Origin of the sequence: Stenotrophomonas sp. MYb57, from assembly GCF_002966815.1 — a bacterium.
GTDB lineage: Bacteria > Pseudomonadota > Gammaproteobacteria > Xanthomonadales > Xanthomonadaceae > Stenotrophomonas > Stenotrophomonas indicatrix.
The window spans coordinates 888546-911562 of the sequence record NZ_CP023271.1 but is presented as its reverse complement, the minus strand read 5'-3'; the positions used below and the strand labels follow the sequence as shown (position 1 = coordinate 911562).

The following is a 23017-nucleotide window of genomic DNA, read 5'->3' as shown; positions in this document are numbered from 1 at the left end:
CCTGAGCGTTACGCTCAGGACTTCTTCATGACTTCGTCGGCGATGTTGTTCGGCGCCGGCTCGTAGTGGTCAAATTCCATCGTGAAGGTGGCGCGGCCCTGGGTCTGCGAACGCAGCGAGGTCGCGTAGCCAAACATTTCGCCCAGCGGGATCATCGCGTTGATGATGCTGGCCGAACCGTCACCGGTGGTATCAGAACCCTGCAGAACGCCGCGACGACGGCTCACGTCGCCCATCACGTCACCCTGGTAATCCTCCGGGGTCACGATCTCGACCTTCATGATGGGCTCCAGCAGGACCGGCTTGGCCTTGCGGAAGCCTTCCTTGAAGGCCATCGAGGAAGCGAGCTTGAACGCCATTTCCGAGGAGTCGACGTCGTGGTACGAGCCGAACACCAGCTTCACCTTGACGTCCACGACCGGGAAGCCAGCCAGCGGACCGTTGGTGATGGTTTCGCGCAGACCCTTTTCAATCGACGGAATGAATTCCTTCGGAATCACGCCACCGGTGATGTCGTTGATGAACAGGAAGTCGTCCTTGATACCCGCGGCGATCTTCGGATCTGCACGATCGGCATCGGTGATCGGCGACAGCTCGATCACGACGTGACCGTACTGACCCTTACCACCGGACTGCTTGGCGTGCTTGTAGTCCGACTTCACGTCCGACAGGGTGATCGTTTCGCGGTAAGCCACCTGCGGCTTGCCGACGTTGGCTTCAACGTTGAACTCGCGCTTCATGCGGTCAACGATGATGTCCAGGTGCAGCTCGCCCATGCCCGAGATGATGGTCTGGCCGGATTCTTCGTCGGTCTTGACGCGGAACGACGGATCTTCCTGGGCCAGACGACCCAGTGCGAGACCCATCTTTTCCTGGTCGGACTTGGTCTTCGGCTCGACGGCCATCGAGATGACCGGCTCCGGGAACACCATGCGCTCGAGGATGATCGGCTGATCCATGGAGCACAGGGTGTCACCGGTGGTGGTGTCCTTCAGGCCCACGGCGGCGGCGATGTCGCCTGCCAGCACTTCCTTGATTTCTTCACGGTTGTTGGAGTGCATCTGCAGGATACGGCCGATGCGCTCCTTCTTGCCCTTCACCGAGTTCAGCAGCTGGTCGCCTGCATTCAACGTGCCCGAGTAGACACGGAAGAAGGTCAGCGCGCCGACGAACGGGTCGGTGATGATCTTGAAGGCCAGGGCCGAGAAGGGAGCCTTGTCGTCAGACTTGCGGCTCATTTCCTTGGTTTCATCGTCGACGTCGGTACCGGTCACGTCCGGCACGTCGATCGGCGACGGCAGCAGCTGGATCACGCCGTCCAGCATGGCCTGCACGCCCTTGTTCTTGAACGCCGAGCCGCAGTACATCGGCACGATGTCGGTCGCCAGGGTGCGCACGCGCAGGGCTTCGATGATCTCGGCCTCGGTCAGCTCATCGCCGCCCAGGTACTTGTCCATCAGCTCTTCGCTGGCTTCGGCAGCCGCTTCGATCATGAAGGTACGGGCTTCGGTCGCTTCAGCCAGCAGGTCGGCCGGCACATCGCTGTACTCGAACTTCATGCCCTGCGAAGCCTCATCCCAATGGATGGCCTTCATCTTCAGCAGATCGACGACGCCCTTGAAGCCTTCCTCAGCGCCGATCGGCAGCTGCATCGGAACGGCCTTGGCACCCAGCTTCGCCTTCAGCTGGCCGACGACCTTGGTGAAGTTGGCGCCGGTGCGGTCCATCTTGTTGACGAACGCGATGCGCGGCACCTTGTAACGGTTGGCCTGGCGCCACACGGTTTCCGACTGCGGCTGCACGCCACCGACGGCACACAGCACGAAGACGGCACCGTCGAGCACGCGCAGCGAGCGCTCCACTTCGATGGTGAAGTCGACGTGCCCGGGGGTGTCGATGATGTTGAAGCGGTGCTCCGGCAGGGACTTGTCCATGCCCTTCCAGAACGCGGTGGTCGCAGCGGACTGGATCGTGATGCCACGCTCCTGCTCCTGCTCCATCCAGTCCATGGTGGCGGCGCCGTCATGCACTTCACCGATCTTGTGGCTCTTGCCGGTGTAGAACAGGATGCGCTCGGACGTGGTGGTCTTGCCGGCATCGATGTGGGCCATGATGCCGAAATTGCGGTAACGCTCGATGGGAGTGGAACGGGCCACGGGGAGCCTCTCAGATTTCTTGGATTTCGGATGGCCGAACGCCGCCTTTCGGCGGCCTTCGGATTGGCGCAGCCCTTCTGGGGCCGCGAGGCAGCACCGAAATGGTGCTGCCCTGCCTGTTTTACAAGGCCGTCAAACTCACCAGCGGTAGTGGGCGAATGCCTTGTTGGCTTCGGCCATGCGGTGGGTTTCTTCGCGCTTCTTGATGGCGCCGCCACGGTTTTCCGAGGCGTCGATCAGTTCAGCGGCCAGCTTCTTCGGCATGGTGTTCTCACCACGCTTGCGCGCGGAGTCGATCAGCCAACGCATGGCCAGAGCCATCTTGCGCGAGGCGCGCACTTCGACCGGCACCTGGTAGGTGGCACCACCGACGCGGCGGGACTTGACTTCGACCGACGGAGCCACGTTTTCCAGAGCCTTCTGAACCAGCTCGACGGAATTCGGGTTCTTCTCACCGATCACGTCCATGGCGCCATAGACGATCTTTTCAGCGACCGACTTCTTGCCGCTCAGCATCACCATGTTGATGAAACGGGCGATGGTTTCGCTTCCGTGCTTCGGATCCGGCAGGACTGCGCGCTGCGGCGTATTACCTTTACGAGACATGTGTGCTTTCCCTTAGCTCTTCGGACGCTTGGCGCCGTACTTGGAACGGCCCTGGCGACGCTTGGCAACGCCGGAGGCGTCGAGCGAACCACGAACGGTGTGGTAACGCACACCCGGCAGATCCTTGACGCGACCGCCACGGATCAGGACCACGGAGTGCTCCTGCAGGTTGTGGCCTTCACCGCCGATGTAGGAAATCACTTCTTCCTGGTTGGTCAGGCGAACCTTGGCAACCTTGCGAAGGGCCGAGTTCGGCTTCTTCGGAGTAGTGGTGTAAACGCGCGTGCAGACGCCACGGCGCTGGGGGCACTTTTCGAGAGCCGGCGAGGCGCTCTTATAAGTGGTTGCCTGCCGCGGCTTGCGGACAAGCTGATTGATCGTCGCCATCAGTATGTTCTTCTGAGAGAGGCCGAAAAAAACCGGCCATGAATGCGGATATGTGCGAGCAGGCGAAAGACCGGCCTGCTGAGACAGACGATTGTAGCAACCTGGCGAAAACGCGGTCAAATGCGCACACGCCAAGCCAGCCCTGATCCAGGGCCGTTACAGGGGAGCCTTCTCCATGCCCCCCGTTCAGGTTGTCGCCCGACCCATCGCTGGGCCGGGGCGGCATCCTACCTCATCGACGGCGAACAGACCAGCGGCCTGGGCCCTCGAGTGCAGATCCCGCCGAGGCGGGTCCTGCGTGATACGTGTCCGACACGGAGCCGGACCATGAAGCAGGGACCGGCCGATGGCCGCCCCCTGCCCGATCGAGGTCCGGCCTGAGCCGGACCGGCCGATCAATCCTCGGCCTGCTCGGCGTCGGTCGACTCCACCACCACTTCCGGTGCTGCCACGGCCACGGCGGCTGCAGCTGCCGGGGTGCCGGCCAGGGTCTGCATTTCCGAGTCCGTCAGCCCGCTCGCATTGCGGCGGCGGTTGGCGTGGTAGGTCAGACCGGTACCGGCCGGAATCAGACGGCCGACGATCACGTTTTCCTTCAGGCCGCGCAGGTTGTCCTTGGTGCCGCGGACGGCAGCCTCGGTCAGCACGCGGGTGGTTTCCTGGAAGGAAGCAGCCGAGATGAACGATTCGGTAGCCAGCGATGCCTTGGTGATGCCCAGCAGGACCGGATCGAAGCGAGCAATCAGCTCGTTGCGGGTGGTCAGGCGTGCATTTTCCTCGATGACGCGCTGGCGCTCGACCTGTTCGCCGTTCAGGAACTTGCTGCTGCCCTGATCGGTGATCTCGACCTTGCGCAGCATCTGGCGGGTGATCACCTCGATGTGCTTGTCGTTGATCTTCACGCCCTGCAGGCGGTACACGTCCTGGATTTCCTTGACCAGGTAGGCGGCCAGCGGCTCGACGCCCAGCAGACGCAGGATGTCCTGCGGGCTCGGCTCGCCGTCGACGATGGTTTCGCCCTTGGTCACGTGCTCACCTTCGAACACGATGACCTGACGGTACTTCGGAATCAGCTCTTCGTGCTCCGAACCATCGGTGTCCTTGATGATCAGGCGCTGCTTGCCCTTGGTGTCCTTGCCGAAGCTGATGATGCCCGAACGCTCGGCCAGCACTGCCGGATCCTTCGGCTTGCGGGCTTCGAACAGATCGGCCACGCGCGGCAGACCACCGGTGATGTCGCGGGTCTTCGACGCTTCCTGCGGGATCTTGGCAACCACGTCACCCACGCCGACGGCAGCGCCGTCCTGCAGGTTGACGATCGAGCGCGGCGGCAGCAGGTACTGCGCCGGCAGGTCGGTGCCCGGAATCGACAGGTCGTTGCCCTTGCCATCGACGATGCGGACGATCGGGCGCAGATCCTTCGCCTGGGCGCCGCGGCGCTTCGGGTCGGTGATTTCGCGCGACGCCAGGCCGGTCAGCTCATCGGTCTTCTCGATGACGGTAATGCCGTCGACGAAGTCGATGAAGCGGATGAAACCGGCCACTTCCGAAACGATCGGATGGTTATGCGGATCCCAGTTGGCCACGGTCTGGCCAGCCTTGACCGCATCACCGTCCTTGGAGGTGATGGTCGCACCGTACGGCAGCTTGTAACGCTCACGCTCACGGCCGTGCGCATCGAGCACCGACATTTCACCCGAGCGCGACACCGCGACCAGCGAGCCATTGGCATGGGCAACCGACTTGAGGTTGCTGAACTTGACCGAGCCGGTGGTCTTGACGGTGATGTTGTCGACCGCAGCAGCTCGCGATGCCGCACCACCGATGTGGAACGTACGCATGGTCAGCTGGGTACCCGGCTCACCGATGGACTGCGCGGCGATGACGCCGACCGCTTCACCGATGTTGACCAGGTGGCCACGGGCCAGATCGCGGCCGTAGCAGCGAGCGCAGACGCCGAAGGCCGATTCGCAGGAGATCGTCGAGCGGACCTTGATGGTCTGCACGCTGGCCTCTTCAAGCTTGGCGACCCATGCTTCGTCGAGCAGGGTGTTGCGGGTGACGATCGGATCTTCGTCGTTGCCCGGCAGGAACACGTCCTCGGCAACCACGCGACCCAGCACGCGATCCTTCAACGGCTCGACCACGTCGCCGCCTTCAACGATCGGGGTCATGATCAGGCCTTCGGTGGTACCGCAATCCACCTCGGTGATCACCACGTCCTGCGCCACGTCGACCAGACGACGGGTCAGGTAACCCGAGTTCGCGGTCTTCAGCGCGGTATCGGCCAGACCCTTACGGGCACCGTGGGTGGAGTTGAAGTACTCCTGCACGTTCAGGCCTTCGCGGAAGTTCGCCTTGATGGGCGTCTCGATGATCGAGCCATCGGGACGGGCCATCAGGCCACGCATGCCGGCCAGCTGACGGATCTGCGCCTGGCTGCCTCGTGCACCGGAGTCGGCCATGATGTACAGGGAGTTCATCGACTTCTGGTCGATGGTCTCACCCTTGGCATTGATGACCTTCTCGGTACCGATGGTGTCCATCATCGCCTTGGCGATGCGCTCATTGGTGCGCGACCAGATGTCGACCACCTTGTTGTAGCGCTCGCCGGCGGTGACCAGGCCCGACTGGTACTGCTCCTGGATTTCCAGCACTTCGGCTTCGGCCTCGGTGAGGATGCCCTTCTTCTCGTCCGGGATCAGCATGTCGTCGATGCCGATCGAGACGCCGGCGCGGGTCGCGTAGGCGAAGCCGGTGTACATCAGCTTGTCGGCGAACACGACCGTGTCCTTCAGACCCAGCTGGCGGTAGCTGGAGTTGATCAGGCGGCTGATGTTCTTCTTGGTCAGCTCGGTGTTGGCCAGCGCGAACGGCAGGCCTTCCGGCAGGATTTCAGCCAGCAGGGCGCGACCGATGGTGGTATCCACGATCGAGGTCTTGCTCTGCTTGTTGCCTTCCTCGTCGGTCACCACCTCGGTGATGCGGACCTTGACGCGCGCGTGCAGTTCCACCACGCGGTTGTCGTAGGCGCGCTTGACTTCGGCGATGTTGGCGAAGGCCATGCCCTCGCCCTTCTTGTTTTCCAGCGAGCGGGTCATGTAGTACAGACCCAGCACGACGTCCTGCGACGGCACGATGATCGGCTCGCCGTTGGCCGGCGACAGGATGTTGTTGGTGGACATCATCAGCGCACGCGCTTCCAGCTGGGCTTCCAGCGAAAGCGGCACGTGGACGGCCATCTGGTCACCGTCGAAGTCGGCGTTGAACGCGGTGCAGACCAGCGGGTGCAGCTGGATGGCCTTGCCTTCGATCAGGACCGGCTCGAAGGCCTGGATGCCCAGACGGTGCAGGGTCGGCGCACGGTTCAGCATCACCGGATGCTCGCGGATGACCTCTTCCAGGATGTCCCAGACTTCGGCTTCTTCGCGCTCGACCAGCTTCTTGGCGGCCTTGATGGTGGTGGCCAGGCCACGACGCTGCAGCTTGGCGAACACGAACGGCTTGAACAGTTCGAGCGCCATCTTCTTCGGCAGGCCGCACTGGTGCAGGCGCAGGTACGGACCGACCACGATGACCGATCGGCCCGAGTAGTCGACGCGCTTGCCGAGCAGGTTCTGGCGGAAACGACCCTGCTTGCCCTTGATCATGTCGGCCAGCGACTTCAGCGGGCGCTTGTTGGTGCCGGTGATGGCACGGCCGCGACGGCCGTTGTCCAGCAGCGCATCGACCGATTCCTGCAGCATGCGCTTTTCATTGCGCACGATGATGTCCGGCGCGCTCAGTTCGAGCAGGCGGCGCAGGCGGTTGTTGCGGTTGATGACACGGCGGTACAGGTCGTTCAGATCGGAGGTCGCGAAGCGGCCACCATCCAGCGGAACCAGCGGACGCAGGTCCGGCGGCAGCACCGGCAGGACGGTCATGACCATCCACTCCGGACGGTTGCCCGATTCCAGGAAGGCTTCGATCAGCTTGATGCGCTTGGTCAGTCGCTTCAGCTTGGTTTCCGAACCGGTGCTGGCGATCTCTTCGCGCAGGCGGGTCATTTCCGACTGCAGGTCGATGGTGCGCAGCAGTTCGTACACGGCCTCGGCGCCCATGGCGGCGTCGAAGTCGTCGCCATGCTCCTGGCGGGCCTGCAGGTACTGTTCTTCGGTCAGCAGCTGGCGGCGCTCCAGGGCGGTCAGGCCCGGCTCGGTCACCACGTAGGCTTCGAAGTACAGCACGCGCTCGATATCGCGCAGGGTCATGTCCAGCATCAGGCCGATGCGCGACGGCAGCGACTTCAGGAACCAGATGTGCGCGACCGGCGAGGCCAGGTCGATGTGGCCCATGCGCTCGCGACGCACCTTGGCCAGGGTCACTTCGGTGCCGCACTTCTCGCAGACCACGCCGCGGTGCTTCATGCGCTTGTACTTGCCGCACAGGCACTCGTAGTCCTTGACCGGTCCGAAGATGGCGGCGCAGAACAGGCCGTCACGTTCCGGCTTGAAGGTACGGTAGTTGATGGTTTCCGGCTTCTTCACTTCGCCGAAGGACCACGAACGGATCAGGTCCGGCGAAGCCAGCGCGATCTTGATCGCGTCGAAGTCCAGCGTCTGGCGCTGCTGGTTGAAGAGGTTGAGCAGGTCTTTCATGGTGTTCTCCAGAAGGAGGAATGCTGTGTCGATGGGCTTTCAGTTCACTGCCAGCGGCGCGGCGGCGGTGGCCGCCGCGCCGGCATGGATCAGTTGTCTTCCAGTTCCATGTTGATGGCCAGCGAGCGGATTTCCTTCACCAGGACGTTGAAGGATTCCGGCATGCCCGCGACCATCTCGTGCTCACCGTCGACGATGTTCTTGTACATCTGGTTGCGGCCCTGCACGTCATCGGACTTCACCGTCAGCATTTCCTGCAGGGTGTAGGCCGCGCCGTAGGCTTCCAGCGCCCAGACTTCCATTTCACCGAAGCGCTGGCCGCCGAACTGCGCCTTGCCGCCCAGCGGCTGCTGGGTGACGAGCGAGTACGGACCGGTCGAACGGGCGTGCATCTTGTCGTCGACCAGGTGGTTCAGCTTCAGGTAGTGCATGTAGCCAACGGTGGTGTGGCGATCGAAGGCTTCACCGGTGCGGCCGTCATACAGCTGGGTCTGGCCACTGCTCGGCAGGTCGGCCAGTTCCAGCATGCGCTTGATTTCCGCTTCGGTGGCACCGTCGAACACCGGCGTTGCCATCGGCACGCCGTCGAACAGGTTGCGGGCCAGGCGCAGCAGTTCCTCGTCGCTGAACTGCGACAGGTCGACACGGTTGGCCACGTTGGTGTCATCGTGGTTGTAGATGTCGTCCAGGAACTTGCGCAGGTCGGCGACCGCGGCCTGGGCTTCCAGCATTGCCTGGATCTTGCGACCCAGACCCTTGGCTGCCCAGCCCAGGTGCACTTCCAGGATCTGCCCGATGTTCATACGCGACGGCACGCCCAGCGGGTTCAGCACGATGTCCACGGTTTCGCCCGAGGCCATGTACGGCATGTCCTCGACCGGCACCACGTTGGACACCACACCCTTGTTGCCGTGGCGGCCTGCCATCTTGTCGCCCGGCTGGATGCGGCGCTTCACTGCCAGGAACACCTTGACCATCTTCAGCACGCCCGGGGCGAGGTCGTCGCCAGCGGTGATCTTGCCGCGCTTGTCGGCGAAGCGACGCTCGAATTCCTTCTCGTGCGCCTGGATCTGCTTCTGTGCGCGCTCGATGGCTTCGGCGGCGTCCTCGTCCTTCATGCGCAGCACGAACCAGTCGGCCTTCTTCAGGCCATCCAGGTAGGCGTCGGAGATGACGTCGCCCTTCTTCAGGCCGGCGCCACCGTTGACCACCTTGCCGACGATCTGCGAACGCAGACGGGCATAGATGGCTGCTTCCAGGATGCGGAACTGGTCGTCGAAGTCCTTCTTGACGCGCTTGATTTCAGATTCTTCGATCTGACGGGCGCGCTTGTCCTTCTCGATGCCATCGCGGGTGAAGACCTGCACGTCGATGACGGTGCCGTCCATGCCCGGGGGCACGCGCAGCGAGCTGTCCTTCACGTCCGAAGCCTTCTCGCCGAAGATCGCGCGCAGCAGCTTCTCTTCCGGGGTCAGCTGGCTTTCGCCCTTCGGGGTCACCTTGCCGACCATGATGTCGCCGGCGCGGACTTCGGCACCGATGTACACCACGCCGCTTTCGTCCAGGCGGTTCAGCGCCTGCTCGGAAACGTTCGGGATGTCGGCCGAGATTTCCTCCGGCCCCAGCTTGGTGTCACGCGCAACGCAGGTCAGCTCTTCGATGTGGATCGTGGTGTAGCGATCCTCTTCCACCACGCGCTCGGAGAGCAGGATGGAGTCTTCGAAGTTGTAGCCGTTCCACGGCATGAAGGCGATCAGCATGTTCTGGCCCAGGGCCAGTTCACCGATGTCGGTGGACGGACCATCGGCCAGCACGTCGCCACGCGCCACCACGTTGCCCACTTCCACCAGCGGACGCTGGTTGATGCAGGTGTTCTGGTTGGAGCGGGTGTACTTGATCAGGTTGTAGATGTCCACGCCGGCGTCGGACGCGTCGGTGATCTCGGCTTCGTTGACCTTGACCACGATGCGGGCGGCGTCGATCTGCACGATCTCACCACCACGACGGGCGTTCACGGTCACGCCCGAGTCACGCGCCACGGCGCGCTCGATGCCGGTACCGACCAGCGGCTTCTGCGCACGCAGGGTCGGCACGGCCTGACGCTGCATGTTGGCGCCCATCAGTGCGCGGTTGGCGTCATCGTGCTCCAGGAACGGAACCAGCGCGGCCGCGATCGACACGGTCTGCATCGGCGAGACGTCCATGAAGTGGACTTCCGCCGGCGGCTTCAGCAGCGATTCGCCCTGGTAACGGCAGGGGACGAACTGCTCGGTCAGCACGCTGTTGGCATCGGTCAGGGCGTTGGCCTGGGCGATGACGTACTCGTTTTCTTCGATGGCCGACAGGAACTCGACTTCGTCGAAGACCTTGCCGTCCACGACCTTGCGGTACGGGGTCTCGAGGAAACCGTACTGGTTGGTGCGGGCGTACACGGCCAGCGAGTTGATCAGGCCGATGTTCGGGCCTTCCGGCGTTTCGATGGTGCAGACGCGGCCGTAATGGGTCGGGTGCACGTCGCGCACTTCGAAGCCGGCGCGCTCACGGGTCAGGCCGCCCGGGCCCAGGGCCGAGACGCGACGCTTGTGCGTGACTTCCGACAGCGGGTTGTTCTGATCCATGAACTGCGACAGCTGCGAGGAGCCGAAGAATTCCTTGATCGCCGCAGCCACCGGCTTGGCGTTGATCAGCTCCTGCGGGGTCAGGCCTTCCGACTCCGCCATCGACAGGCGTTCCTTGACCGCGCGCTCGACGCGGACCAGGCCCACGCGGAACACGTTCTCGGCCATTTCACCGACCGAACGCACGCGACGGTTGCCCAGGTGATCGATGTCATCGACCACGCCGCGACCGTTGCGGATCTCGGTCAGGACCTTGATCACGTCCAGGATGTCCGAGCTGTCGCCGTGTGCGGCAACCAGGCGCTTGGACTCTTCGTCGTTGCGCTCGCCGTAGTACTTGCGGTCGTACAGCACGGCTTCGCCGGTGGTTTCCTTGCGGCCCACGCGACGGTTGAACTTCATGCGGCCGACTGCGGACAGGTCGTAGCGCTCGAAGGTGAAGAACAGGTTGTGGAACAGGTTCTGCGCGGCATCCTTGGTCGGCGGCTCGCCCGGACGCATCATGCGGTAGATCTCGACCAGGGCTTCCAGCTGGGTCTTGGTCGGATCGATGCGCAGGGTGTTGGACAGGTACGGGCCACGATCCAGGTCGTTCACCCACAGGGTGCCCACGGCATCGACGCCGGCCTTGCGGAAGGCCTGCAGCTGTTCGTCGGTGATTTCGTCGTTGGCCTGGGCCAGCAGTTCGCCGGTCGAGGCATCGACCACGTCGTGCGACAGGATGCGGCCGACGATGTAGTCGTCCGGCACGGCCAGGGCGGCGATGCCCGAGGCTTCCAGCTGCTTGATGTGGCGCGCGGTGATGCGCTTGCCGGCTTCCACGATGACCTTGTCGCCGTCGGCGAGGTCGAAGCCCAGGGTTTCGCCGCGCAGGCGCTCGGGCACCAGCTCCAGCTGGACGCCTTCATCCGGGTTGATGTGGAAGGTGTTGATCTCGAAGAACTCGGCCAGCATCTCTTCGTTGCTGTAGCCAAGCGCACGCAGCAGGATCGACACCGGCAGCTTGCGGCGACGGTCGATACGGGTGAACAGCGCGTCCTTCGGGTCGAACTCGAAGTCCAGCCAGGAGCCGCGGTAAGGAATGATGCGGGCGCTGTACAGCAGCTTGCCCGAGCTGTGGGTCTTGCCACGGTCGTGGTCGAAGAACACGCCCGGCGAGCGGTGCAGCTGCGAGACGATGACGCGCTCGGTGCCGTTGACGATGAAGGTGCCGTTGTCGGTCATCAGCGGGATTTCGCCGAGGTAGACCTCCTGCTCCTTCACGTACTTGATGGCCTTGGTCGACGACTCGCGGTCGTAGATCACCAGGCGCACGGTCACGCGCAGCGGCGCACCGTAGCTCATGCCACGCTGACGGCACTCACGCTCGTCGAAGACCGGATCGCCCAGCTTGTAGCCGACGTATTCCAGGGCAGCATTGCCGCTGTAGCTGGCGATCGGGAAGACCGACTTCAGTGCAGCGTGCAGGCCGTGGTCCGTGCGCTTGGCCGGATCGACGTTTTCCTGCAGGAATTCACGGTAGGAATCCACCTGGATGGCGAGCAGGAACGGCACTTCGAGAATCGAACGCTGCTTGCCGAAATCCTTGCGGATACGCTTTTTTTCGGTGAACGAATAGGACGTCATGAGGTCTTCCACCTTGTTGTGCGAGTCGTGCGCCCACGACCCGAAGGGAACTTGAAATTGTCAGTTGGAAGTCGCTGGTATTGCCGGCACCAGCACGCCTTCTCCCGCTACTTCCAACTGCCAACTCGTCTGCATCCACTCCCCCGCCGCCGCGCGTTGCGCTGGTCGGCCAGGGTTTGACCGCAGCCCGTGTTGGGCTTTTTCACCGTATTTCCGTAGAACCGCGCCACGATTGGCCGGGCCTACAACAACGACCAAAGGCCGGGGGCTTACGCCCCCAGCCTTGGCTGCATCGCCGGATTTCGATGGCGACGCAATGGAAGTGCTTACTTGACTTCGACAGTCGCGCCAGCAGCTTCCAGGTCCTTCTTCATCTTCTCGGCTTCGTCCTTCGAAGCGTTGTCCTTCAGGACGCCGCCGGCTTCGGCCAGGTCCTTCGCTTCCTTCAGGCCCAGGCCGGTGATGGCGCGGACGGCCTTGATGACTTCGACCTTCTTGTCGCCAGCGGTCTTCAGGGTGACGACGAATTCGGTCTGCTCTTCAACGACGGCAGCCGGGCCAGCCACAGCAGCGGCGACCGGAGCAGCGGCGGAGACGCCGAACTTCTCTTCGATGGCCTTGACCAGCTCCATCACTTCCATCAGGGACTTCTCGGCGATGGCGTCGACGATCTGTTCGTTGGTAAGGGACATGATAATTACCTTTGGATGTTTTTCTGGATTGAGGTTCCGTCAGGAACCACGATTAGTCGAAACTCAGGCGGTCTCGGCGGCCGGTTCAGCAGCGTCGGCGGCGACGTCGCCACCATTCTGCTTGTCGCCGATTGCCTTGATGGCGCGGGCGAACATCGTGACCGGCTCGGTCAGGACGCGGGCCAGCATTGCCAGGGCCTGGTCACGGGTCGGCAGCGAGGCCAACACGTCGACATGGCTTGCCGGGAACACTTCGCCACCGATGGCGACGACCTTGGCCTGCAGCTTGTCGTTGCCCTTGGCGGCATCCTTGATCAGGCGACCGGCAGCGCCGGGCTCCTCAAGCGAGAACGCATACAGCAGCGGACCAACCAGCTTGTCCTGCGCACATGCGAACTCGGTGCCTTCAACGGCACGCGAAGCCAGGGTGTTCTTGACAACTTTCAAGAAAACGCCGGTTTCACGCGCCTGCTTACGCATCGCGGTCATCTGAGCGACCGTGGTGCCAGCGTATTCGGCTGCGATCAAGGAGTGTGCCTTACCAGCAATTTCTGCCAGCTCCGCGACTACTTCTTGCTTCTGGGACAGATTGAGAGCCATTGCACTCCTCCAATTGAACTCCGCTTACGGCTCCTGCCGTGTGCGGTCCTGTGCAGCATCCGTCCTGGACGCCGGGAACATCGGAATGATGTTCCGGGGGTGGGCCGTTCTAGACCTGGAGTGGGCCAACCTGGGAAATCCCAGACGTGCGTGAACCAGAAAAACTCCAGAAGGGCACCATCTACGCAGGGTGATTCCGGGGAATCGATTAAGCGGTCATGGCTGCTTCGGCGGCGACTCCCTGCCAATTCGAGCTTCCGTGCCCGTCGCCGACATACCACGACCGCACCTGCGGTCTTTGACGGCTACCACCGGCGATGGGTTGCCGGCGATGCCTTCAAATGTCACGGTCGCGGGGCCCGAGGGACCCGCGACCGCTTGAAACGATTACTTCAGGCTCAGCGACGACTGGTCGACGGTGACGCCCGGGCCCATCGTCGAGCTGACCGAAACCTTCTGCAGGTAGGTGCCCTTCGAGGTGGCCGGCTTGGCCTTGATCAGGTCCAGCAGCAGCGCGGTCAGGTTCGACTTCAGCGCGTCTTCGGCGAAGTCGGCCTTGCCGATGGTGCAGTGGATGATGCCGGCCTTGTCGGTGCGGTAACGCACCTGACCCGACTTGGCATTCTTCACAGCCTCACCCGGGTTCGGGGAGACGGTGCCGACCTTCGGGTTCGGCATCAGGCCGCGCGGGCCCAGCACGGTACCCAGCTTACCGACAACGCGCATTGCGTCCGGGGTCGCGATCACGACGTCGTAGTTCAGATCGCCGGCCTGCATCTTCTCGGCCAGGTCGTCCATACCGACGGCTTCGGCGCCAGCGGCCAGGGCTTCATCAGCCTTGGCACCGGCCGGAGCGAAGACAGCGACGCGGACCGACTTGCCGGTACCAGCCGGCAGCACGGTGGAGCCACGGACCTGCTGGTCGGACTTCTTCGCGTCGACGCCCAGGCGCACAGCAACGTCGATCGACTCGACGAACTTGGCCTTGGTGGCGGTCTTCAGGATGTTGATTGCGTCCTCGAAGGCGTATGCCTTGCCCGGAACGATAGCGGCCTTGATGGCCTTCTCACGCTTGGTCTGTGCCATCTTCTTAACCCTCCACCACGAGGCCCATGGAACGGGCAGAGCCAGCGATGGTACGCACGGCGGCGTCCAGGTCGGCGGCAGTCAGATCCGGTTCCTTCGCCTTGGCGATCTCTTCCAGCTGCTTACGGGTGACCTTGCCGACCTTCTCGGTGTTCGGGCGCTTGGAGCCCGACGAGATGCCAGCGGCCTTCTTCAGCAGGGTGGTGGCCGGAGTGCTCTTGGTGATGAAGGTGAACGTACGGTCCGAATAGGCCGTGATGATCACCGGAACCGGCAGACCCGGCTCGAGCTTCTGCGTGGCGGCATTGAAGGCCTTGCAGAATTCCATGATGTTCAGGCCGCGCTGACCCAGCGCAGGACCGACCGGCGGCGAGGGGTTGGCCTGACCGGCCTTCACCTGCAGCTTGATATAACCGACAACTTTCTTTGCCATGTGAGTACTCTCCGGGTGCTAGCGCCTTGCGACAACAGGCTCCCCATCGGACCGGGAATCACGCGTCCCGGCATCGCGTTTTGAAATCATGCCGAAGGCCACCTTTCGGTGGCCTCGTCCCGCCAGCTTCCCAACGGGAGCCGCGCAGCATATCAGGTTTTTTCTTCACATGCCTGAAGCGGCAGATGAATGCAGATCAGACGGCCTTTTCGACCTGACCGAACTCAAGTTCGACCGGGGTGGCGCGACCGAAGATCAACACCGAGACGCGCAGACGGCTCTTCTCGTAATTGACCTCTTCGACGACACCATTGAAGTCGTTGAACGGACCCTCGGTGACGCGGACCATCTGGCCCGGCTCGAACAGCACCTTCGGACGCGGCTTCTCGACGCCTTCCTGGACACGGTTCAGGATCGCCTCGGCCTCGGAGTCGGCGATCGGCAGCGGACGATCAGCGGTTCCGCCGATGAAGCCCATGACGCGCGGGGTTTCCTTGACCAGATGCCAGCTTTCGTTGTCGATGCGCGGAATACCGGCTTCTTCGTGGGTCTCGATCTGGACCAGCACGTAACCCGGGAAGAACTTGCGCTCGGAACGGCGCTTCTGGCCGGCGCGCATTTCGATCACTTCCTCGGTCGGAACCAGGACGTCGCCGAAGCGCTCTTCCATGCCGTCACGGACGATGCGATCGCGCAGAGCCTGCGCCACCGACTTCTCGAAGCCCGAATAGGCGTGAACGACGTACCAACGCTTCATGCATTTCTCCTTAGCGGCTCAGGAACCACTGAGTCAGTTTCTGGATGAAGAAGTCGAACCCGCCCAGCAGCAAGCTGAGAATCAGGACGACGACAATCACCACCCAGGTCATGCGAATGGCTTCCTGGCGGGTCGGCCAAACCACTTTACGCAGTTCAAAGCGCGACTCGGAGAGGAATTCGCGGGTGTCGCGCCCCTTGCCGGTCAGCATGAACACGCCGATACCGCCAACCAGGCCGACCACGACCGCCAACGCACGCAGCTGACCCGCCCACGCGCCCAGCTGGGCAGCGCGACCGGAGTCGGCGGAGAACCAGAACCAGACGAACAGACCTGCCAGCACCAGCAACGATGCGAGGACGTACTTGACGATATCCCCGCCTTGCGCGGAGGTGTCCTTGGAATGTTCGATCTTGCTATTCATCAGGCTGTGTCTGCTTTAGCGGCAGGGCCGCTCGGTAAGGTGGGCAGATGGCACGCCAGGAGGGACTCGAACCCCCAACCTGCGGTTTTGGAGACCGCTGCTCTGCCAATTGAGCTACTGGCGTACGTTGAAAACTTGCCTTCCCTTAGACGGCGAAGGCGGACCGAGGTTCCCGGCCCGCCACTCGCCAGACCGGCAGCGCTATGCGACCGCCGGCATGCAGGCTTACTCGAGGATGTTGGCAACCACGCCAGCACCGACGGTACGGCCACCTTCGCGGATGGCGAAGCGCAGGCCGGCGTCCATGGCGACCGGGTTGATCAGGGTGACAACCATCTTCACGTTGTCGCCCGGCATCACCATCTCGACGCCTTCCGGCAGCTCGACCGCACCGGTGATGTCGGTGGTACGGAAGTAGAACTGCGGACGGTAGCCCTTGAAGAACGGGGTGTGACGGCCGCCTTCATCCTTCGACAGCACGTACACTTCGGCGTCGAACTTGGTGTGCGGCTTGATCGAACCCGGCTTGGCCAGAACCTGGCCACGCTCGACGTCGTCACGCTTGGTGCCGCGCAGCAGCAGACCGGCGTTGTCGCCTGCCTGACCCTGGTCCAGCAGCTTGCGGAACATTTCCACGCCGGTCACGGTGGTCTTCTGCACCGGACGGATGCCGACGATTTCGATTTCTTCGCCGACCTTGATCACGCCGCGCTCGATACGACCGGTCACCACGGTGCCGCGGCCCGAGATCGAGAACACGTCTTCGACCGGCATCAGGAACGCCTTGTCGACGTCACGCTCCGGGGTCGGGATCCAGGTGTCCAGCGCCTCGACCAGCTTGATGACGGCCGGCACGCCGATGTCGCTCTGGTCGCCTTCCAGCGCCAGGCGGGCCGAACCCGAGATGATCGGGGTGTCGTCGCCCGGGAAGTCGTACTTGCTCAGCAGCTCGCGGACTTCCATTTCGACCAGTTCCAGCAGCTCGGCATCGTCAACCATGTCGGCCTTGTTCAGGAACACGACGATGTACGGCACGCCAACCTGACGCGACAGCAGGATGTGCTCGCGGGTCTGCGGCATCGGGCCGTCAGCGGCCGAGCACACCAGGATCGCGCCGTCCATCTGGGCAGCACCGGTGATCATGTTCTTGACGTAGTCAGCATGGCCCGGGCAATCGACGTGGGCGTAGTGACGAACGGTGGATTCGTATTCGACGTGCGCGGTCGAGATCGTGATGCCACGTGCCTTTTCTTCCGGCGCGGCGTCGATCGCGGAGTAATCCTTGAACTCGCCACCAAAGCGCTCGGCACCGATCTTGGTCAGTGCGGCGGTCAGCGTGGTCTTGCCGTGGTCGACGTGACCGATGGTGCCGACATTGACGTGCGGCTTGGTGCGCTCGAACTTACCCTTGGCCATGGCTGCTTATCTCGAATTCGTCTGGTGTGGTGCTGAAGATGGTGCTCACAAAAGGAATCGAACCTTCGACCTCTTCCTTACCAAGGAAGTGCTCTACCGACTGAGCTATGTGAGCGAGTTTTGCATTATGGCATGAACTCGATAATATTCAAAGTTCATTCAATGGAGCGGGAGACGGGAATCGAACCCGCACCATCAGCTTGGAAGGCTGAGGTTCTACCATTGAACTACTCCCGCACCGGGAATGTGCCACAACGTGAAGCTGGTGGAGGGAGGTGGATTCGAACCACCGAAGGCGTAAGCCAGCAGATTTACAGTCTGCCCCCGTTGGCCGCTTGGGTATCCCTCCTTACCACCCCATTCCGTGCCGCCGAAGCGTTGCGGTGTGTGGTGGTGAGCCCGCAATTCTGGAGATGAAGCGGGGGTCTGTCAACGCTTTTTTTCACTTTTTTTCACGCGCGTCGCAAACCCCTTGATACGCAAGGGTCTGCTCAAGGCAGCGCGATTGTCTCGTCGGCAAAGATGGCCACATGGGCAACGCCATCGGCCCCGATCCAGCCCCGATACATGCCCTGGGTGTTGAACGGCGCTGCCGCTTTTCCATCTGCAGAGAGCACGATCGCCCCGCCGTCGCCGCCCATCTGCGGAATCGCGTCGTTGATCACGCCCTTGCCCGCCTGTTCCGGCGACTGACCGAGGTAGCGCATGCGCGCGCAGATCTCATGGGCTGCCGCGGTACGGATGTAGTACTCGCCCCAACCGGTACCTGACACCGCACAACGCGCATCGGCCCAGGTGCCGGCACCGATGATCGGCGAATCGCCGACACGTCCATAGCGCTTGTTGGTCATGCCGCCAGTGGAGGTGCCTGCAGCAAGATGCCCCTGTGCATCCAGGGCGACCGCACCGACCGTGCCGAAGTGCTTTGCGGTTTCCAGGTCGGCATGCGCCTGCCCGCTCGCTTCTTCCTTCAATGCACGCTGCAGCTGCTGCCAGCGCTTGTCGGTGCGGAAGTAGGAGGGGTCGACCAGGGTCACGCCCTGTTCGGTGGCGAAGGCTTCGGCGCCCTGCCCCACCATCATCACGTGCCTGGACTTCTGCATCACCGCCTGCGCCAGGAGGATCGGATTGCGCACGCGCTGCACGCCGGCCACTGCTCCGGCCGCCTGGGTGGCACCATCCATCACCGCCGCGTCCAGTTCATTGCGGCCTTCGTGGGTGAACACCGCGCCCTTGCCCGCGTTGAAGGTCGGATCATCCTCGAGCACGGTGATGGCCGCGGTGACCGCCGCCAGTGCCGGACGCCCGGCTGCAAGTTCGGCATGGCCCTTCAGCAATGCCGCCTTCAGCGCAGCGCGCGCGGCCTGTTCTTCTGCCGCGGAGAGATCCTTGCGCTCCACCCCGGCACCGCCGTGGATGACCAGCAGCGGTGATGCGGTGGGTGCGGCCTGGGCCAGCAGTGGCAGGGACAACAGCGCGGACAGCGCCAGGCGCAGTTTCATGGAAGCAGATCTCCAGCAGGACAAGGATTGGATTGCACGGTAGCGTCGGGCCATGCCCGGTGGAAGGCACAGCGCGACGGCATCCGCCGGGCATGGCCCGGCGCTACCGGATCATTGGCGGACGACTTCAATCTCGCCATCGCTGATTTCAGCCAAAGCCTGGTAGGCCGCGTCGGCCTGCAGGTCGTCCAGGCGCATGCGACTGCCGCTGGCAACCACGGTGACCGGCACCGCATGGAAGCGCAGCGGTTCGCCTTCCACCAGCCGGTCGGCATCGCGTCCGGGGCTGACCACCCAGACCTTGCCTTCGCCGTCGGCACTGTAAACCTGGGCCTGGCCGTCAGGCTCCACGCACAGGGCCGTGTCTTCGTCGACGCCGATGCCGACCATGTCCGGGTCACCGCTGTCATGCGCGGCGCGAGCCACGAACACGATCAGGCGACCGAGACGGTCGCGCTTGTCGAAGTGGGTGTCGGTGACCACCCGCTGCAGATAGGGCAACTGCAGGAAGCCGCGGTCCAGGGTCACCGCCTCGCCCATCGGGTCGGCCATGGCGCTGGCCGAATCGATGCTGCCGCCATCCAGTGCGCCATAGGCGTAGCCGCCGAGGATGGCCAGCCCGGCGCTGGTGCCGGCAATCGGCTTGCCGGCGCGCACGTGGGCATTCAGCGCGCGATTGAGCGCGGTGCCCTTCCAGAAGCGGATGTAACGGGACTGATCGCCGCCGGCGATGAAGATCGCATCGGCCGCGGCCACGACCCGCAGCACGGCCGGGTCATCGGCGCCGCGGCGGTTGTCGAACACCAGGGTCTGCACGGCGGTGGTGCCGCCAATCTCCCGGTACAGACGGTCCTGCAGCTCATCGGTGCCGGAGGCGCGCAGGATCAGCACACGGCCATTGCCGGCCTGGCGCAGCCACCACTGGAAGGCTTCAGGCACCCATTCGCCACCGCCCATCAGCATCATCGCGGGGGCTCGCGGGCCAGGCCGCGGTGCATCCAGATCGCCCACTTCGTAGTAGGCGAAGCCCGGGTCCATCAGTTCCTGTGCCGCCGCTGGCGATGACCAGAAGAGCGCCGACAGCAGCAAGGCGATGAGCGGGCCACGCAGCCCGTAGCGAAGGCGTCGCATTTTGATCTCCCTGAACAAAAACGACCTGCAACCGTTTTCACTCTTTGCCAGACATATTCCCAGTAGTCAAGGACATGAAAAAGGCGTTAAATGCGCGCGCCCATTCCTGAAATGTGAATGGGGGACAGGGCCCCTCCTCTGTGGGCCGGCATTACTTCCGAGAATTTCTCATGCGTAGACAGGCGATGGCGTGGTCGATCCAGCTGGCGTTGATGGGCGTTGCTGCTTCGGCGGCGGCACAGACTCCCGCTTCCTCTTCGGTACAACAGCTGGATGCGGTGCAGGTGACCGGCTCACGCATCCCGCGCGCCCAGATGGAAGGACCGGCGCCGATCACTGTCATCAACGCAGAGCAGATCCGCTCCAGCGGCTTCACCACCGTGCCGGACGTGCTGCGCGCGATGACCCAGAACGGCGGTGAGACGCAGAGCCAGCAGTCCTCCGGAGGGGCCGATTTCTCGCCGGGTGCGCAGCAGGTCGACCTGCGCGGGTTGGGGCCGAACCACACCCTGGTGCTGGTCAACGGCCGTCGCATCGCCGACTTCCCGATGCCGTTCAAGGGCCGCAGCAACTTCACCGATGTGTCCAACATTCCGCTGGGCATGATCGACCGCATTGAAGTGCTGACCGGCAGCGCGTCGGCGATCTACGGCTCGGATGCAATCGCCGGCGTGGTCAATTTCATCCTGAAGAAGAAGGCCGATGGCACCACCATCGACATGCGCATGGGCACCACCACCGAAGGCGGTGGTGAGTCGTTCGACATGAGCCTGGCCAGCGGCTTCAGCAGCGGCAACTTCAACGCGGTGTACAGCGTCGAACTGCAGTCGCAGACGCCGCTGTGGGCCTACGACCGCGACATCCAGGACTCGACGCAGGACGGCCCGACCGAAGGCGCGCGCATCGCCCGTCGTTCCTACCTGCGCACCGATTACAACGATGACTACCTGGACCCGGGCGCGGCGACCTGCGAGGCGTTGGCCGGGCAGAACCAGGGCAGCACCTACCGCGCGTTCCGTCCGCGCTACGGCTACTACTGCGGCAGCGACAGCTCGATCGGCTACGGCACGATCCTCAGCAAGCGCCGCGGCGCCAACGGCTATGCCTCGCTCAGCTACGACTTCGACAACGGCCAGCAGTGGTTCGCCGACGTGCAGCTGGGCTACCACACGATGTCGCTGATGCGCGATGTCACCAAGTGGGGCCGCATGGCCGCCGACGGCGATGAGTCGGGTTACTTCAACAATGAAGCCACCGGCGAGATCGAGTTCTGGCAGCGCCAGTTCTCGCCCGAGGAAATGGGCGGGCTGGACAATGCGATGGTGCGCAGCACGCAGAAGACCTTCAGCGTGACCACCGGCTTCAAGGGCAACCTGACCGGCAACTGGGACTACGAAGCAGCACTGAGCCATTCGCAGTACCAGTCGCGGATCAGCTGGGCGCAGATCATCGCATCCAAGGCCAACGACCTGTTCCTGGGCCCGCAGCTGGGCGAGGACGAGGACGGCTTCCCGATCTACAACGCCGATCCGTCGCGCCTGTACCGGCCGCTGACCCGTGCCGAGTACGATTCGATCGCCGCACGCACCACCTATACGCCGAAGTCGCGCACCGAGACGGCTGCGTTGACCCTGACCAATGGGGCGCTGTTCACCCTGCCTGGCGGCGATGCCGGCTTTGCCGCGACGGTGGAAGTGGGCCAGCAGGCCTACGCGCTCAACCCGGACCCGCTGGCGACCGGCTATTACTACTACAGCTGGAAGGATTCGGACGGCAAGGGCTCGCGCAACCGCTGGGCGACTGCCGCCGAGCTGCGCATGCCGCTGCATGAGACGGTCAACCTGAGCGTGGCCGGCCGTTACGACCAGTATCGCTATTCGGGCCACACCATCGGCAAGGCGACCTGGAGCGGCGGCCTGGAATGGCGCCCGATCGACACGCTGCTGGTGCGCGGCTCGTACGGCACCGCGTTCCGTGCGCCGGACCTGCACTATGTGTTCGCCGGCCCGGGCAACGATGAGACCAGCGCGGAAGATCTGTACAACTGCCGCGCCGACGCCGCCGATGATTGCGCGGATTACGAGCGCAACGTGATCCGCAGCCGCAGTGGCAACCGCGAGCTGGAACCGGAAACCAGCACCTCCTGGAGCGCGGGCTTCGTGTGGTCGCCGGCCACCGGCCTGGACCTGTCGGCCGACTGGTTCAACATCGACATGCGCGACCAGGTGCAGGACATGGACGTGCGTACGATCCTGGCCAGCGAAGCGAACTGCCGGCTGGGCAGCGCCGACATCGGCTCGCCGACCTGCGTGGATGCCCTGGCCCGCATCACCCGCACCGCCGACGGCCGTCTGTACGGTGTGCACGTCAATCCGATCAACGTGGCGCGCGAGTCCACCTCCGGCATCGACGTCGGCCTGCGCTACCGCCTGCAGACCGGCATCGGCGACTTCATCTTCAATGGCACCCACACCTGGGTGAAGAAGCATGACTTCCAGCGCTATGCCGGCGATGTGACCGAAGACCAGTTCGCGATCAACAGCGGCTTCGATATTCCCCGCACCAAGACCAGCGTCAGCGTGACCTGGGAAAAGGACGCCTGGTCGGCCACCGTGTACGGCTCGCGCCTGGGCAAGCTGCCGACCTCGGACAGCTACGACCAGGTGTTCGACGAGGAAAGCGGCGACAGCCCGTGGATCAAGGCGACCTACCGCTACAACGCTTCGCTGCAGTACCGCTTCGACGATCACTCGCGGTTGTCGCTGTCGGTGGTCAATGTGTTCAACAAGATGCCGCCGAAGGACAAGACCTATACGGCGTACCCGTACTACGACGTGTCCTGGTTCGACAGCGTCGGCCGTACCATCAACCTGCAGTACACCCACAAGTTCGGTGGCAGCGCGCTGTAAGGACGCCCTGCTGCTGGCTCGCCACAGACCCCCGCTT

Annotated in this window: 15 protein-coding genes and 4 tRNA genes; 1 reads left to right on the top strand and 18 read right to left on the bottom strand. The window is 63.5% G+C overall.

Annotated elements, in window-relative coordinates; genetic code table 11:
- Nucleotides 1-14: 14 nt before the first annotated feature.
- The 18 genes from fusA to CLM74_RS03970 form a co-directional block, all read right to left on the bottom strand.
- Entirely contained in the window at nt 15-2156 is a 2142-nt protein-coding gene (fusA, locus tag CLM74_RS04060) for an elongation factor G (protein WP_025879342.1), read from the bottom strand.
- 138 nt (nt 2157-2294) lie between these two features.
- On the bottom strand, nt 2295-2762 hold the full coding sequence (gene rpsG / locus CLM74_RS04055; protein ID WP_025879343.1) for a 30S ribosomal protein S7: 468 nt from the start codon (nt 2760-2762) through the stop codon (nt 2295-2297).
- Nucleotides 2763-2774: 12 nt separating this feature from the next.
- Complete coding sequence (gene rpsL, locus CLM74_RS04050; RefSeq protein ID WP_025879344.1) at nt 2775-3149, bottom strand: 30S ribosomal protein S12; 375 nt, start codon at nt 3147-3149, stop codon at nt 2775-2777.
- Nucleotides 3150-3544: 395 nt separating this feature from the next.
- Entirely contained in the window at nt 3545-7786 is a 4242-nt protein-coding gene (rpoC, locus tag CLM74_RS04045; RefSeq protein ID WP_025879345.1) for a DNA-directed RNA polymerase subunit beta', read from the bottom strand.
- Between the two features lie 89 nt (nt 7787-7875).
- The gene (gene rpoB / locus CLM74_RS04040; RefSeq protein WP_025879346.1) at nt 7876-12030 is read right to left on the bottom strand and encodes a DNA-directed RNA polymerase subunit beta; all 4155 of its coding nucleotides are present in this window, start codon (nt 12028-12030) and stop codon (nt 7876-7878) included.
- Between the two features lie 326 nt (nt 12031-12356).
- Nucleotides 12357-12722, bottom strand: a complete 366-nt coding sequence (gene rplL, locus CLM74_RS04035; RefSeq protein WP_025879347.1) for a 50S ribosomal protein L7/L12 — start codon at nt 12720-12722, stop codon at nt 12357-12359.
- Nucleotides 12723-12785: 63 nt separating this feature from the next.
- Nucleotides 12786-13322, bottom strand: coding sequence for a 50S ribosomal protein L10 (gene rplJ, locus CLM74_RS04030; protein ID WP_033830430.1), 537 nt, complete (start codon nt 13320-13322; stop codon nt 12786-12788).
- Between the two features lie 387 nt (nt 13323-13709).
- The gene (gene rplA / locus CLM74_RS04020; RefSeq protein ID WP_025879349.1) at nt 13710-14408 is read right to left on the bottom strand and encodes a 50S ribosomal protein L1; all 699 of its coding nucleotides are present in this window, start codon (nt 14406-14408) and stop codon (nt 13710-13712) included.
- Between the two features lie 4 nt (nt 14409-14412).
- Nucleotides 14413-14841 carry a 50S ribosomal protein L11 gene (gene rplK, locus CLM74_RS04015; RefSeq protein ID WP_004145248.1) on the bottom strand — a complete coding sequence of 143 codons (429 nt, stop codon included), beginning with the start codon at nt 14839-14841 and terminating at the stop codon, nt 14413-14415.
- A 196-nt stretch (nt 14842-15037) separates the two neighbouring features.
- Entirely contained in the window at nt 15038-15598 is a 561-nt protein-coding gene (nusG, locus tag CLM74_RS04010; RefSeq protein WP_025879350.1) for a transcription termination/antitermination protein NusG, read from the bottom strand.
- Nucleotides 15599-15608: 10 nt separating this feature from the next.
- Entirely contained in the window at nt 15609-16022 is a 414-nt protein-coding gene (secE, locus tag CLM74_RS04005; RefSeq protein WP_025879351.1) for a preprotein translocase subunit SecE, read from the bottom strand.
- A gap of 48 nt (nt 16023-16070) precedes the next feature.
- A tRNA-Trp gene (locus CLM74_RS04000) sits at nt 16071-16146 on the bottom strand.
- 101 nt (nt 16147-16247) lie between these two features.
- Complete coding sequence (gene tuf, locus CLM74_RS03995) at nt 16248-17438, bottom strand: elongation factor Tu (protein WP_032977440.1); 1191 nt, start codon at nt 17436-17438, stop codon at nt 16248-16250.
- Nucleotides 17439-17477: 39 nt separating this feature from the next.
- A tRNA-Thr gene (locus tag CLM74_RS03990) sits at nt 17478-17553 on the bottom strand.
- Between the two features lie 48 nt (nt 17554-17601).
- Nucleotides 17602-17675 (bottom strand) — tRNA-Gly (locus CLM74_RS03985).
- A 26-nt stretch (nt 17676-17701) separates the two neighbouring features.
- Nucleotides 17702-17787, bottom strand: a tRNA-Tyr gene (locus CLM74_RS03980).
- Nucleotides 17788-17929: 142 nt separating this feature from the next.
- The gene (locus tag CLM74_RS03975; protein WP_033830429.1) at nt 17930-18940 is read right to left on the bottom strand and encodes an isoaspartyl peptidase/L-asparaginase; all 1011 of its coding nucleotides are present in this window, start codon (nt 18938-18940) and stop codon (nt 17930-17932) included.
- 111 nt (nt 18941-19051) lie between these two features.
- Nucleotides 19052-20071: a cyanophycinase gene (locus CLM74_RS03970; protein WP_025879157.1), complete on the bottom strand. Its 1020-nt coding sequence runs from the start codon at nt 20069-20071 to the stop codon at nt 19052-19054.
- A 170-nt stretch (nt 20072-20241) separates the two neighbouring features.
- On the opposite strand from CLM74_RS03970, the gene CLM74_RS03965 reads away from it, so the two are divergent.
- Nucleotides 20242-22980: a TonB-dependent receptor gene (locus CLM74_RS03965; RefSeq protein ID WP_105163494.1), complete on the top strand. Its 2739-nt coding sequence runs from the start codon at nt 20242-20244 to the stop codon at nt 22978-22980.
- Nucleotides 22981-23017: the final 37 nt, after the last annotated feature.

Coding starts and splice junctions, on each gene's coding strand:
- rpsL (WP_025879344.1), bottom strand. CDS start 3,149: ATGGCGACGATCAATCAGCTTGTCCGCAAGCCGCGGCAGGCAACCACT.
- rplA (WP_025879349.1), bottom strand. CDS start 14,408: ATGGCACAGACCAAGCGTGAGAAGGCCATCAAGGCCGCTATCGTTCCG.
- rpoC (WP_025879345.1), bottom strand. CDS start 7,786: ATGAAAGACCTGCTCAACCTCTTCAACCAGCAGCGCCAGACGCTGGAC.
- CLM74_RS03970 (WP_025879157.1), bottom strand. CDS start 20,071: ATGCGACGCCTTCGCTACGGGCTGCGTGGCCCGCTCATCGCCTTGCTG.
- rplJ (WP_033830430.1), bottom strand. CDS start 13,322: ATGGCTCTCAATCTGTCCCAGAAGCAAGAAGTAGTCGCGGAGCTGGCA.
- secE (WP_025879351.1), bottom strand. CDS start 16,022: ATGAATAGCAAGATCGAACATTCCAAGGACACCTCCGCGCAAGGCGGG.
- CLM74_RS03975 (WP_033830429.1), bottom strand. CDS start 18,940: ATGAAACTGCGCCTGGCGCTGTCCGCGCTGTTGTCCCTGCCACTGCTG.
- rplK (WP_004145248.1), bottom strand. CDS start 14,841: ATGGCAAAGAAAGTTGTCGGTTATATCAAGCTGCAGGTGAAGGCCGGT.
- tuf (WP_032977440.1), bottom strand. CDS start 17,438: ATGGCCAAGGGTAAGTTCGAGCGCACCAAGCCGCACGTCAATGTCGGC.
- CLM74_RS03965 (WP_105163494.1), top strand. CDS start 20,242: ATGCGTAGACAGGCGATGGCGTGGTCGATCCAGCTGGCGTTGATGGGC.
- rpoB (WP_025879346.1), bottom strand. CDS start 12,030: ATGACGTCCTATTCGTTCACCGAAAAAAAGCGTATCCGCAAGGATTTC.
- nusG (WP_025879350.1), bottom strand. CDS start 15,598: ATGAAGCGTTGGTACGTCGTTCACGCCTATTCGGGCTTCGAGAAGTCG.
- rplL (WP_025879347.1), bottom strand. CDS start 12,722: ATGTCCCTTACCAACGAACAGATCGTCGACGCCATCGCCGAGAAGTCC.
- rpsG (WP_025879343.1), bottom strand. CDS start 2,762: ATGTCTCGTAAAGGTAATACGCCGCAGCGCGCAGTCCTGCCGGATCCG.